This window comes from Dactylosporangium sp. CA-139066 (assembly GCF_050936175.1).
Taxonomy (GTDB): Bacteria; Actinomycetota; Actinomycetes; order Mycobacteriales; family Micromonosporaceae; genus Dactylosporangium.
This window is the reverse complement of sequence record NZ_JBNJNH010000001.1, coordinates 7,758,065-7,770,508: the sequence shown is the minus strand read 5'-3', so window position 1 is coordinate 7,770,508 and position 12,444 is coordinate 7,758,065. Positions and strand designations below refer to the sequence as shown.

At 71.9% G+C, this 12,444-nt stretch carries 16 protein-coding genes; all 16 read left to right on the top strand.

The genetic code is table 11. From position 1 onward, the window contains the following. The first annotated feature begins 181 nt into the window (after positions 1-181). A complete protein-coding gene (locus tag ACQEVU_RS35540; protein WP_433331435.1) occupies positions 182-1,399 on the top strand; it encodes a DUF932 domain-containing protein in 1,218 nt (405 codons plus the stop codon). Between the two features lie 112 nt (positions 1,400-1,511). Continuing rightward, on the top strand, positions 1,512-1,637 hold the full coding sequence (locus ACQEVU_RS35535) for a hypothetical protein (RefSeq protein WP_433331433.1): 126 nt from the start codon (positions 1,512-1,514) through the stop codon (positions 1,635-1,637). Between the two features lie 184 nt (positions 1,638-1,821). Beyond that, positions 1,822-2,301 (top strand): hypothetical protein, encoded by a 480-nt coding sequence (locus ACQEVU_RS35530; RefSeq protein ID WP_433331431.1) that lies wholly within the window; start codon positions 1,822-1,824, stop codon positions 2,299-2,301. A 250-nt stretch (positions 2,302-2,551) separates the two neighbouring features. After that, positions 2,552-3,640 carry a DUF4192 domain-containing protein gene (locus ACQEVU_RS35525; RefSeq protein ID WP_433331429.1) on the top strand — a complete coding sequence of 363 codons (1,089 nt, stop codon included), beginning with the start codon at positions 2,552-2,554 and terminating at the stop codon, positions 3,638-3,640. 8 nt (positions 3,641-3,648) lie between these two features. Next, on the top strand, positions 3,649-4,305 hold the full coding sequence (locus ACQEVU_RS35520) for a hypothetical protein (protein WP_433331427.1): 657 nt from the start codon (positions 3,649-3,651) through the stop codon (positions 4,303-4,305). Between the two features lie 331 nt (positions 4,306-4,636). Then, positions 4,637-5,065, top strand: coding sequence for a hypothetical protein (locus tag ACQEVU_RS35515; RefSeq protein WP_433331425.1), 429 nt, complete (start codon positions 4,637-4,639; stop codon positions 5,063-5,065). A gap of 87 nt (positions 5,066-5,152) precedes the next feature. Next, positions 5,153-5,608 carry a hypothetical protein gene (locus ACQEVU_RS35510; protein ID WP_433331423.1) on the top strand — a complete coding sequence of 152 codons (456 nt, stop codon included), beginning with the start codon at positions 5,153-5,155 and terminating at the stop codon, positions 5,606-5,608. Positions 5,609-5,685: 77 nt separating this feature from the next. Next, positions 5,686-5,856 (top strand): hypothetical protein, encoded by a 171-nt coding sequence (locus ACQEVU_RS35505; protein ID WP_433331421.1) that lies wholly within the window; start codon positions 5,686-5,688, stop codon positions 5,854-5,856. After that, positions 5,856-6,785, top strand: coding sequence for a DNA-processing protein DprA (locus tag ACQEVU_RS35500; RefSeq protein WP_433331419.1), 930 nt, complete (start codon positions 5,856-5,858; stop codon positions 6,783-6,785). The genes ACQEVU_RS35505 and ACQEVU_RS35500 overlap by 1 nt, the downstream gene beginning before the upstream one ends. Positions 6,786-6,941: 156 nt before the next feature. After that, on the top strand, positions 6,942-7,826 hold the full coding sequence (locus ACQEVU_RS35495) for a hypothetical protein (RefSeq protein ID WP_433331417.1): 885 nt from the start codon (positions 6,942-6,944) through the stop codon (positions 7,824-7,826). Next, a complete protein-coding gene (locus ACQEVU_RS35490) occupies positions 7,823-8,038 on the top strand; it encodes a hypothetical protein (protein ID WP_433331415.1) in 216 nt (71 codons plus the stop codon). Before ACQEVU_RS35495 ends, ACQEVU_RS35490 begins: the two co-directional genes overlap by 4 nt. A 381-nt stretch (positions 8,039-8,419) precedes the next feature. Beyond that, positions 8,420-8,800, top strand: a complete 381-nt coding sequence (locus tag ACQEVU_RS35485; RefSeq protein ID WP_433331413.1) for a hypothetical protein — start codon at positions 8,420-8,422, stop codon at positions 8,798-8,800. Continuing rightward, complete coding sequence (locus ACQEVU_RS35480; protein ID WP_433331411.1) at positions 8,797-9,063, top strand: hypothetical protein; 267 nt, start codon at positions 8,797-8,799, stop codon at positions 9,061-9,063. Before ACQEVU_RS35485 ends, ACQEVU_RS35480 begins: the two co-directional genes overlap by 4 nt. 697 nt (positions 9,064-9,760) lie before the next feature. Continuing rightward, complete coding sequence (locus tag ACQEVU_RS35475; RefSeq protein WP_433331409.1) at positions 9,761-10,852, top strand: C40 family peptidase; 1,092 nt, start codon at positions 9,761-9,763, stop codon at positions 10,850-10,852. Between the two features lie 141 nt (positions 10,853-10,993). Continuing rightward, positions 10,994-12,121 (top strand): tyrosine-type recombinase/integrase, encoded by a 1,128-nt coding sequence (locus ACQEVU_RS35470; RefSeq protein ID WP_433331407.1) that lies wholly within the window; start codon positions 10,994-10,996, stop codon positions 12,119-12,121. Beyond that, the gene (locus ACQEVU_RS35465) at positions 12,118-12,444 is read left to right on the top strand and encodes a helix-turn-helix domain-containing protein (RefSeq protein ID WP_433331405.1); all 327 of its coding nucleotides are present in this window, start codon (positions 12,118-12,120) and stop codon (positions 12,442-12,444) included. Before ACQEVU_RS35470 ends, ACQEVU_RS35465 begins: the two co-directional genes overlap by 4 nt.

Sequence of the window (12,444 nt, the reverse complement as noted above, 5' to 3'; positions counted from 1 at the left end):
CCCCTGCACGCGCTCCTGCGCGGCCCCGGGCTGGCAACGCGATAACCACCCGACCGCGCACCAGCGCCTGCGCCCTGGGTGGGTCGCGGGCCGTGCGGTCATCACACCGAAACGCCCCGGGCGTGACACCGCCCGGGCTGCCTGCACGGGTCACCAAACCCTTGGAAGGAGCCAAGACCCGATGACCAACACGCTACCCGCGGCCGACCCCAACGCGGCCTTCACCGCCGAACGGCGCAACCAGCTCGACGCTGCCGCCGGCCGGCGCGCCGACATCGAGGCCCGCATCGCCGCCGGCACCCTCGTACCGGTCGGCAACGGCCGCTACCGGGTCAACGACCCGAACAGCTGGGACAACGGCGAAGTCTGGACCGTGACCAACGGCGAGGTCCTGCCGGAGCACGGCCTGGACACCACCACCGGCACGGTGGCCCTGTACTCCCGGGTGCCGGCCTGGCATGAGGTGGGCACCGTGATCCCCGAGGGCACCGCAGACATCGACACCGTCCTGGACGCCGGCGGCATCGGCTTCGAAGTGGTCCGCCGGCCGGTGCTCTACCAGAACGTCCTGGCCGGACCGACCAAGGTCCTCCCGGACCAGTTCGTCACCGTCCGGCAGGACACCGAAACGGGCCTCGGTGTCGTCGGCGCCCGCTACGAGGTGTTCCAGAACCGCGACATCTTCGAGTTCCTGCAGGATCTCGTGGCCAGCCACGAGGTGATCTGGGAGTCGGCCGGTGCCCTGCGCGACGGGCGGCGGGTGTTCGTGTGCCTGCGGCTGCCCCAGACCGTCACCATCGACGCGGCCGGCATCAGCGACCAGATCGTGCCCTACATCGCCGCGATCAACTCCCACGACGGGTCCAGCCTGGCCCAGGTGGTGGTCACGCCGTGGCGGATCGAGTGCGGCAACACCGAACGGTTCGCGGTCCGCGACGCGTTCACCCGGTGGGGTGTGCGGCACACCCGCAACGCCCGCGACCGCGTCGCCGAGGCCCGCCGGACGCTGGGCCTGTCGGTCAAGTACTTCGACGCGTTCGCCGCGGAAGAAGAAGCCCTGGCCCGCACCGAGCTGACCATCACCGAGTTCCACCAGGTGCTGCAGCAGCTGTGGCCGGCGCCCGAGGACGGCGCACCGAAGCGGACCGTCACCCACCACACCAACCGCCGCGACACTCTCGGTGAATTGTGGACGGCCAACAGCGACCGGCTGGGCTGCACCGCGTACGCGGCAGAGCGGGCCATCACCGAGTACGCCGACTGGAAACAGCCCATCCGGCCCACCGGATCGCTGCGTGGCCGGGACCTCGCCGCCAGGGCGACCGCGGTCCTGGAAGGCAGCAACGACGACATCAAATCCCGGGCCCACCGGCAGCTGCTCACGTTGACCCGCCGCTAACCCGCCCGCCGCCCTGACACGTCACGCCCCGAGCCGTTCGGTCGGGGCGTCTTCGCCGTGCCGGGGCGGCACCACCCCGCAGCAGACCGCGGAACAGGCGTACGGATGCTCGATGCGCTGGCCGGGCCCCTGGGTGCTTGTCTTCCGGGTCGTCAATCAGCACACGGACGCGCGGATCGCGATCGACCTCCTCGAGGACGAGCCGGGCACCGACACCGACGCGGGGAGGCGGCTGTAACGCCGTCGTCCGTCCGGCGCCCCTGCCCGCGGCCGTCGACCAGCGACGGCGGGCACGGTGCGCCCTTGACACCGAAAGGCATCACGCTGTGCCTACCAACAACCTCGCTCCGCCAGACCAAGCTCAGCCCGCCGCAGGCTCCCCGCTGCCGCCGATCCCGCTGTGGCTGGCGCACCGGCCCGTCATGGCCGGCCTGGCAGTGCCGTGGATCACCGCCCGCGGCCTCGACGGCCGCTACCTGTTCGGCGGCCTCGACCCGCAACGCCAGCACGAGGCCATCACCGAACACCGCTGCCAAGTCTGCGGCCGACGGCTCGACTGGCGCAGCATCCTGCTGCTGCGGCTCAGCGACCTGACCCGCCACCGCACCCCGGAACCGGCCCTCGATCCGGTCTGCGCCGCCTATACCGCCGCTGCCTGCCCCATGGTCGCGGGGCGCATGACCCGCCACCGCAGCACCCCGATGACCCTCGGCCACGGCGTCAGCAGCGCCGTCGACCAGCCGGCCCGGCTCGGCGCCCCGGCCGAACCCTGGTTCGCCGTCTGGCTCGACCGCTACACCACGGTCACCGACACCAACAGCGGACTGCTGATCGCCTCCTATGAAGGCATCCGTCCACGCCGCATCCGGCCGATCACCTGGCGGCTTCTGCCGGCCTGGTGACCTGCAGGCCAGCGACACGCTGGCGCACATTCACCGCCACGACGGCGCAGGGTGAGCGTCCGGTCCCGGGCGTAGCCCGTGCAGCGGCCGCGACGTGCTCACACGCCGCACCGCGGCGGCAACCATCAACCCGATGACGAGTACCACACCGCCACGCCGGGAGCCGGCTCCGCCAGCCTCCGCGACGGCGGAGGCGCATGGTCGCGCCGGCCCCCGGGATGGCCAAGGCAATCCTTGGAGGAGACACCAAATGTCTGACACCCAACGCACCACCATCCGCGCCCGCAGCGCCGCGGACGTGGTGGCCCTGATCCCGTTCCTGCTGGGTTTCCATCCTGCGGACAGCCTCGTCCTGCTGGCCATCGAGGACACCAGCGGCCGCATTCGCGTCGCCGCCCGGCTCGATCTGCCGTCCGCCGACACACCCGCCGCCTCGATCGACGCGGCCTTGCAGCGGATCATCGCAGCGCTGGACGAGGTCCGCGGTGCCAGCGTCGTGCTGGCCGGCTACGGTCCGGTCGAGCGGGTCGAGCCGATCCTGACCGTCGCCGGTGAGGCCCTGCACGCCGCCGGCATCACCATCCGAACAGCGCTACGGATCGCCGACGGCCGGTTCTGGTGCCTGCGGTGCACCGACCCGGTCACCTGCCCACCCGACGGTATCCCGTTCGAGGTGGCCACTAACCCGGCCGCCGCCGCGGCCGTCTACGCCGGCCTGGTCGCCCTACCCGACCGCGAGGCGCTCGCCGCCACCCTGGCCCCGGTCACCGGCCCGGCCCGGCAGCGCATGACCGCCGCCACCGTCGCCGCCTGCGGACTCCTGGCCGACGTCCTCGACGCCGCCCACACCGACAGCCCCGGCCGCGCTGGCAGCGCCGTCCACGCCGATGGCGATGGCGCCGACGAGGACCCCGACGCGGTGCTGGACAGCCGGCTGGGCCGTGCGCTGCAGGCCGCCGCCCGCACCTACCTCACCCAGGTGCAGGCACGCTATCGGGCCGGCCGACCGGCCGACGACGAGCACGCCGCGACGCTGACGGTCCTGCTGGACCTGCCGTCGCTGTGGGAGTTCGCGGCCCGCGCCACCAACGGCGAGGCGTGGCAGCTCCAGATGTGGAGCGACCTGGTCCGCCGGGCCGAATCGGCGTTCACTGCACCCGCGGCCACCCTGCTCGCCCTCAGCGCGCTGCAGGCCGGCCACGGCCCCCTGGCCGCCATTGCGGTTGACCGGGCACTGGCCGCCGACCCGCAGGACCGCTTCGCGCAGCTGCTCGACCGGGCGATCGCCGCCGGCATCAACCCCGACACGGTCACCGCGCTGCTGTCCCCGGCGCCGTGAGCAGCACGATGACCCAGCAACCCGAACGCAATCCGCGCAGCAGTACCCGGCCGTACCTGCCGGTGACCGACGACCTTGTGGTGGATGCGCTGCAAGGGCTGCAGCCGTGGCGGGCCGCCGGCGACAGCGTCGACTGGGCCCTCGCCCTGATCGCCTACGAGGTGCCCGCCGACACCATCATCGCGGGTGTGCCGGTACCGGCCGGTCTCTACACCCGCGAGATCACCCGTGGCGGCTACCACGTCATCGCCCACCGCTGGACCGACCGTGCCGCGCTGGCCGACCGGCTCGACGACATCGAGCACCGCCACCACCTGTTCCTGCATATCGCCCACGCCCGGCCCCGGTTCGTCGCCGCCCACACGGCCGCGATCCACGCCTACGCCCACGGCGTCCTGGCGTTGATCGAACGCGACGAACGCGCCGGCGAACCGCTGCACGACGTGACGGTGCGCTGCTGGCACGACCTGAGCCGCCACGTCGAGCAGCACCGCTACTTCGACGAGCTGCGCATGAGCTGGAACTTCGAGGTGCACCACGACGAGGACGAGCTCCTGACCGCCGTGGCGGACCGCACCGACACGCTGCTGCATGAACGCGACCGCCTGCGCAACGAAGCAGCAGCGGCCGGGCTCGACGGCATGTGTGGCGGCGACGGCGAGTAGCAGCCCTGACATCGTCTCGGCGCACCACCAGGCAGCCACCCGCTACGCCGGCCGGCACAGCTCCCAGGCGCCGGCTCCACGCACCTCCAGTGGCCGGTCCCAGCGCCATCGGACGCGTTGGAACCCGCCCGCCCGGACGGCCGTTTCCCGGCCGAGATTCCCGGCGCGGCTCAGGGTCGTGACGACGTGCCTGCCGCACGTCCGGTGGGTTGCCACGGGGGCATGCGCGCCGGGACCGGCACTCCGACAACCGCACGCAACGGAGTGCAATCACCATGCCCGGTAACCATCTTCCGGCTCCGGTGCAGCCCCTGCGGCCCTTCCGGGTCCTGTGCCATCACACCGAGACCCCCGCTTCATCGCGTACAAGACGCGCGAGGCACGGGACACCGCAGCCCAGCGGTGGGCCGACCACGACGGGCACCTGGTCGTCACCGAGCTGTGGGACGCCTCGCATCCCCAAGACGCCGACAACCGCGGCTGGGCGGTCGACGGACTGGTCGCGCCGCGGCAGGTCACCGTCACCCTGCACATCGAAAACGTCTACGAGCTCTACTGCATGGTCGAGACCACCGCGACCGTGACCATCCCGGTCCCGCCCGCCGATGAAGGCAGCGACGCCTACGACGACTGGGCCCAGGAGCACCTCTTCGCCGAGACCGGCACCGGCCGCACCGACGGCGACGCCGGCTACGTCGTGCGCATCACCGCCTCCACCATCCCCGACCTGGTCGGACGGGGGTTCGCGTTCGGCCTGTGACCTGATGCCGCCGGTACGCCGCTTCGGGCGGTGCGGGTTCACGACCCGGTGCCGGCACCCCCAGCGAACTACCTCGGAAGGAAACCCATGCAGCACCACGACCCGCGACGCCTGACCGGCGGCGCCGAACCGATGCGGCACGCCGGCGAGACCGTCGATGACGTGCTCGCCGTGATCGCAGCCCACGTCACCGCCAGCACCCGCTCACCGGCCGCGCCCGATCCGGGAACACCCGTCGGGCTGCCCGGCCACGACGAGCAGCGGCCACCGGCCGAATGGGTAGCCCGCGACCTGCTGGTGCGGCTGACCGCCGCGATCGAGCGCCGCGAGCAGAACCCGATCAAGGTCACCCCCTCGCTGCGCACGGCCATCCAGCGGGCCCGGCACTTCGACCGCACGGCCAGCGCGGAACTGCAACGGCTCAGCGCTCGAGCCGAGTCGACCGGCGACTACCGATACCGCGACGAACGCGCAGCCGACCACGGCGAGCTCGCCTGGGAACACCTGCGCAGCCTCCTGACCCACCTCGACGACGTCCCCTGACCCGGCGAAACCCCTTCGGGGGTCCACCGACCTGGCATGTCGGTGCTGAGAAGCCTGCCGAAAGGAGACACCAACCCATGCATGAGCACACCACAGCAGTACGCTCCCCGGGCTACATCGACGCCCGCCACGGCAGACCGGCCGCGACGAACGTCGAGCACCCACGCGACGTTCGAGCCGCCCTCGCCGCCCTCGCCGGCTGCACGGCGCGGCGCCGCACCAGTCTCGAGCGGGGGCGGGTGCGGTGATGGCCGGCGTCGGCGACGTCCGGGTGGCTCGAGCCACGCTTGCCGGGCTGGCCCATCTCGCCAATCCGTGGCTGGTCGAGATCATCGCCACCCATCAGCCGGTCGACGCGCTCGCCCGTCTCGCCGCGGCGGACCTGCCCGACGTCATGCTCGACGCCCTGCCCGCCGGCGCTGCCGGTCCGCAGCTGCTCGAGCAGGCCGCAGCCATCGCCAGGCAGACCGCCCGCGCCGGTGCCCGGGTGGTCATCCCGGAAGACGACGAATGGCCCCAGCAGCTGCCCGACCTCGCCGCCACGCCAGGACTCGGTCTCGGCGCTGTCCTGTGCCTGTGGGTCCGCAGCGACCTCCCGCAACCGGTGTCGGTGGCGCTGCGGCGTGCCGTGGCCGTGGTCGGGGCGCGCGCCGCGACCAGCTACGGCATGCACGTCGCCGAGCAGCTCGGCACCGGCCTGGCCGACGCCGGCTGGACGATCGTGTCCACCGGCGGCTTCGGCATCGACACCGCCGCGTTGCGCGGGGCGCTCGCCGGCGACGGCATCCCGGTCGCTGTGCTTGCGGCCGGCGTGGACCAGCCCCGTCCCTACGCCAACCGTGACCTGTTCGACCACATCGCCCAGCGCGGCATGCTGCTCAGCCTCTGGCCACCGGGCACGACACCCCAGCGGGCGCGGTACACCGCCACCGCGGCGCTGGTGGCCACCCTCACCACAGCGACCGTGCTCGTGGAAGCCAGCGCCCGCAGCCGGGCCCTCACGATCGTGCAGCACGCCATCGAACGCGACCGCCCGACGATGGTCGTCCCCGGCCCGGTCACCTCCGCCGTGTCCGACGGCGCCCACCACACGCTGCGCACCTACCCGCAGACCCGCCTCGTGCGCGGCAGCACCGACGTGCTCGCCGAGCTGGCCGAACCACCGGCCACCGCATAGGCCGGCGGTCACAGGCCCGCCTGGCGCAGCGCCAACGTCAACCGCGCGGTCACACCGACTGCTCGGCCCAGACCATGCCACGTGCACCGGTTGTCGGGCCGAAACGCGCGGCGCTGCGGCACGCCATTGCACCGACTGCAGACAAGGAAGGACATCGTGCTGTACGCCCTACCGGCCACACCGCCCATCGCCCTCATCGGACCCGACGACATCGCCTGGTGGACCGCGCTCGGCGAAGCACCAGCCGGCCGATCCGCGCTGGTCATCGGCGACCCGGCCGACCCGGCCGCGGCCCTCGTCATCGCCGCGGTGCCGCCGGAACTCGGCGCCTACCTGCCGGTCCTGCACGCCGCGTTGCGGCGCACCGTCCAGGACGGGTCCCAGTCCACCGCTGCGGCACCGCCCCCGCTCCCGCCTACGCCGGAAACGACCCAACGCACCACAGCGTCGACCGCCGAACCCGCCACCACACTGGTCACCCTGCCGCACACCGGCATCCGGGTCCCGGACGCGACGCTGCGGGTCACGACCTACCAGGAGCTGCCCACCCCGGACGGGGTTGCCTACACCGCCACCGTCCACTGGGGCCGCACCCCGGTCGGGACCATCCACAACGAGGGCCGGGGCGGCGCCACCTCCTACCGGCCAACGGCCGGATCTGCTCTCGACCGGAGCGGCCTAGCCGAGCTCATCGTCGCCAGCCGCGGCGCCGACGGCCAACCGCTGAGCGAGGAGGACCTGCTCGAAGCACTCGTCACCGAGTACGAGCACGCCGAGCACGTCGCCCAGGCAATGCGGGCCGGTCGGAGCGCGGTCCAGCTGCGGGCGCCACTCGGCGTCGGCCTGAACGAGGTGTACTGCACCGCTGAACGTCGCATCGTGGCGAAGGTCACCACACCTGCCCAGCGGGCCACCCTCACCGCACAACTGCAGCGCCTCGCCGTCCCTGACGGGGCGTGGTGGCAGCTGTGGACCGGCCAGGCGTGGGACAACCTCACCATCGCATCGCAGCCCGATCCGGACCGGCCGGAGCCGCGGTGAGCGCCCGCCGCCGGTCCGCCAGCAGACCGGACACCACGGTCGGCCGGCTGGCACTGCGCCGTCCCGCGCTGTCCGCCGGGCAGCTGTATGCGATGGTCCTGGCCTACCTGCGCGCGCATCCGACGCTCGCCTTCAGCCCGGCCGAGCTCGCCAACGCCCCGACCGGCGCACCTCCCGCGGCGCGATCATCAAGATCTGCCGGCAGCTCGTGAAGAAGCCCGCGCCATTCGCACCACGCTGCGCCCGGAGCGTTACCAGGCCGCCCCGGTCGCCCAGCCCGGACCAACCGCCGACCCGCCCACACCACTGTCCGTCCACAACGGACGGTGACGTGTCCGGCGTTCGCTGATCGCTGCACGATCGCGGCCGCCCGCCACCGGCCGCGCTCGACCCGGTACCCGCACCTGCGGGCCGCCCACCCCTTGCCAGGCGCAGCGTCCCGTGCAACGGGGCGCTGCGCCTGCACACCTGTGCGGGAGGAAAGACCAGCGCACTCGACTATCGACCGCTCCTGCCGCCGGGCAGGTGGCGCATGAACCGCACCCACACCGCCTCGGGTATCGAGACCGCCAGACAGCCAGGCCGCCGAACGCGTGGCGTGGGTGTTCTACTGCATCGCCGCAGCCGGCTCCACCATCGGCCAGATCTGGGTCGGCGTGCAAACGCCGCCCTGGCCCGCCGACCTCGACTGGTGGTGGCGCGCGGCGATGGTGACCCCGTTCGCGGCGGTCATCGACCTCGGCGGCGTCGTCACGTCCGCGTTCGCCGACGCCCGGCAGCGTGTCGGCGAGGCCGCCTACGGCTGGCGGGTCCTGTCGGCCGGCGCCGTCACCACCGGCGTCGCCATCAACGTCATCGGCCATACCCGGCACGCCGATCCCGTCCGGGCCGCGATTGCCGCCACCACCTTGGACATTGACGCCGTCGCCGCCGCACTGAGTGCCGAAGCCGCGGTAGCCGGCTGGGCCGCGTGATCGGCGCCGAGCTGGTGCCGCCGCCGCTGCCCGTCGCTTCTGACGGCGAGCTGCACGCCGCACTGTCCCCAAGCTCGGCGCTGCCACGCACGGATGTGCTGCGCCGCATCCCGATCAATCAGGCTGCCTACGACGGGTGGCGGCAGCTGTGGAGCGAGCTGGCCGCCGACCCCGACATCGACCTGCAAGCGTTCGCAGAGCAGCACGCATCTCGCTACGGCAGGCCCAGTGGATCCGCAGCGTCGGACCCACCGGACTGCTGAACTCCCCGACCCCGCCCGCCGTCCGGCTGACCGGACTGGCCCGCAGCAACGGCCGCCTGCCCTCTCCCACAACTTCCACGACCTGACCACCACCCATGCGCCGGGCCACCACCCCCCGTGGCCCGGCGCACCGTACCCGCCGACCTCACTACTTGGGCCGCGTCCGGCGCCCCGCCGCCGATGGCGCCATGCGGCGAGCACGCCAGTGCCGTCCCGGCCGGATGAGCGCGCCGCCCCTCACCCTCGCGGCCGGTCATGGGCCGAACGCCCATCCAGTCGCACCGCGCTCGAGCGGCCCCGACCCGCGTCGCACACCAGCCCGCTCAATCCGGCGCGTGCGGACTGGCCACCGTCGCAGGCCGAACACTGACCACCACCGGCACGCGCAGGATGCGACGACCAGCAAGCCGGCCCCAGCCGAACCGTGCGCCTCGCCCGCCCGGCCGCAAGCCCTGCGGCAGCCCGCGGCGCCTCTCGAGGAAACCGTCTCAAACGCCACCCCGAGCCCTCACTTCGCTCCGGTCCAGTTGGCCACACGGCGCGCATATCGCGCCTTTTTCTGTTTCCGGCTGCTTCAACCCTTGTCCGGGCCACGCACAGCCAGCCCTTTTTTGTTTCTGGAGGCTTCCGTGCCTACACACCAACCGCGCCACCCCGCACCACACCTCCGGCCCCGACCCGCGGCGGAGGTGACACCGTGACCTCCAAGGCCATCGCCGCGTTCGTCGCGGCGATCCTCGGCGTCATCGTGGTCTGCGCGCTCGGCGGCGCCGCCCTGTTCGGCGGCGGCTCCACCGGCTGCAGCCTGCCCATACCCGCCACCGGATCGACCCTGAGCGCACCGAAAGGCGGCTGGCCGCGAACCGGCGTGTACAGCGCCGACCAGGTCGCCATGGCCGCCACCATCGTGTCGGTCGGCGCCCAGATGGGCGTCCCGGTCCGTGGCTGGGTCATCGCCGTGGCCACCGCCATCCAGGAATCCAGCCTCAGTAACCCCATCGGCGGCGACCAGGACTCGATCGGCCTGTTCCAGCAACGACCCAGCCAGGGCTGGGGCACACCTGAGCAACTCCACGACCCCGTGTACGCCAGCCAGCAGTTCTTCACCAAACTGCTGACCATCCCGAACTGGCAGAGCATGGCGTTGACCGACGCGGCGCAGGCGGTGCAGCGCAGCGCCACACCGGACGCGTTCGCCACATGGGAATCCGACGCGAGCATGCTGGTCAACACGATCGGCACCGGCACGCTCTGGGACAGCAGCGCCGGCCCGACCCGCCCGGCCGACACTGCCGGGTTCGCCTGCGACGCAGACGGCGGCGACGGCCAAGCCGACGGCGGCGCGATGGCACTGCCGGCCGACTACGCCCTGCCGGCCACGACACCACCGGCGGTGGCCACGGCGATCTTCTGGGCATTGGGCCAGCTGGGCACCCCGTACCACTTCGGCGGTGAATGCACCGCCGCGCACGCCGGCAACCCGGCCCAGCAATGCGACTGCTCCTCACTGGTGCAGCAGGCATACCGGGCGGCTGGCATCAGCATTCCCCGCACCACCTCAGCACAGATCTACGCCGGCACCGCAGTCCAGGACGTCAGCCAAATCCAGCCCGGAGACCTGCTGTTCATCCCCGGCAGCAACGGCACCCCGAGCCGACCCGGCCACGTCGGGTTGTACATCGGCGACGGTCTGCTGGTACAGGCACCCCACACCGGAGACGTCGTCAAAATCTCCAAAATCTCCGGCTGGCTCAATCAGATCTCGATCATCCGCCGCATAGCCGAATGACCTTTATTGCATCAGATGCAACATTGGCGTCTCTCTAAAACTGTTGCACGGCAACGGTTTCAGCGCAACTGACGGTACACGTTCGGTGAGCATGACCTGGTGGGACGTCACCAGTCCCCACATTGTTGCGTTGGATGCAACATGGGTTCGGGAGGCCGTTCGGTCGATCTGCCGGGTGCCGTGCACCTGGTGATGCCGGCCGGCGTAGCGCAGCTCGACCCGGAGCGTGCGGTGTTCGACGGCATGCTGGAGGGCTGGTGGCGGCAGCAGCGTTCGCGGATGTCGCGGGAGTCGACGATCAGGCCGCGGCTGGCGTTGCTGCGTCGCTTCGCGGCCTTCACCGGCTTGTACCCGTGGCAGTGGACGCCGGAGGAGATGGAGGCGTTCACGACAGCGCTGACGTCGGGCAGCAGCCCGTTGGCGCATTCGACGGTGCGGTCGTATCAGATGACGCTGCGGTTGTTCTGCGAGTTCGTGACCGACCGCCGGTACGGCTGGGCGGAGGAGTGCGTCCGCCGGTTCGGGCAGGCGCCGGCGCAGATCTGCCACGAGTGGAACACCGTGCAGCATCTGAGCGACTACGAGGGCCGGCCGGGCCGGCGGGCGTTGACGTACGACGAGGTCCAGGTGCTGTTCGACGCCGCGGACGGACGGGCCGAGGAGATCCGCCGACGCGGCCGCAAGGGCGTGTTGGCGGCCCGGCGGGACGCGGTGCTGCTCAAGACGGTGTACGGATACGGGCTGCGCCGCCAGGAAGCCGCGAGGCTGGATGTGGTGGACTTCCGGCGCAATCCGCGGGCGGAGCGGTACGGCCGGTTCGGGTGCGTGCAGGTCCGCTACGGCAAGGCGTCGCGGGGCGGGCCGCCGAAACGGCGCACGGTGTTGACGGTGCCGGAGATGGACTGGGTCGTCGACATCCTACTCGAGTGGGTGGATGAGCTGCGGCCGTTGTTCGGTCCGGGCGCGCACCCGGCGTTGTTCGTCACCGAGCGGCAGAGCCGGGTGGCGCGGGCGCATCTGGACGTGGCGTTCCGCCGCGCCGCCGACGTCGCGGGGCTGCCGCCGGAGCTGGACCTGCACGCGTTGCGGCACTCGTATGTCACGCACCTGCTGGAGTTCGGGTATCCGCCGCTGATGGTGCAGCAGCAGGTCGGGCACTCCCACGCCTCGACGACGGCGTTGTACACGTCGGTGTCCGACGAGTTCCGCAACCGGCTGCTGGACGCCGCATTGGCCCGGTTCCCGCTGCAGGAAGGCCCGGATTCGTGACGAAACGGATGAGCATCGCGTGGCATCTGCGGATACGGATGGCCGAGAAGGGCCTGTTCCAGACGTCGGACCTGGTCCCGCTGCTCGCCGAACGCGGGGTGCAGCTGTCCCGCGAGCAGGTCTACCGGCTGGTGACCGCCCCGCCGCAGCGGTTGAGCATGGACATCCTGGCGGCGTTGTGCGACATCCTCGCCGTCACCCCGAACGACCTGATCGAGATCACCGCGGTCAACACCCAGGTCCGCAAATCTGTCGGCGGCACCGCAGGTGCGCCGCGGCCGCCGATGAAACGGACCACGATCCGCCGCCCGGACGGCGCCTGA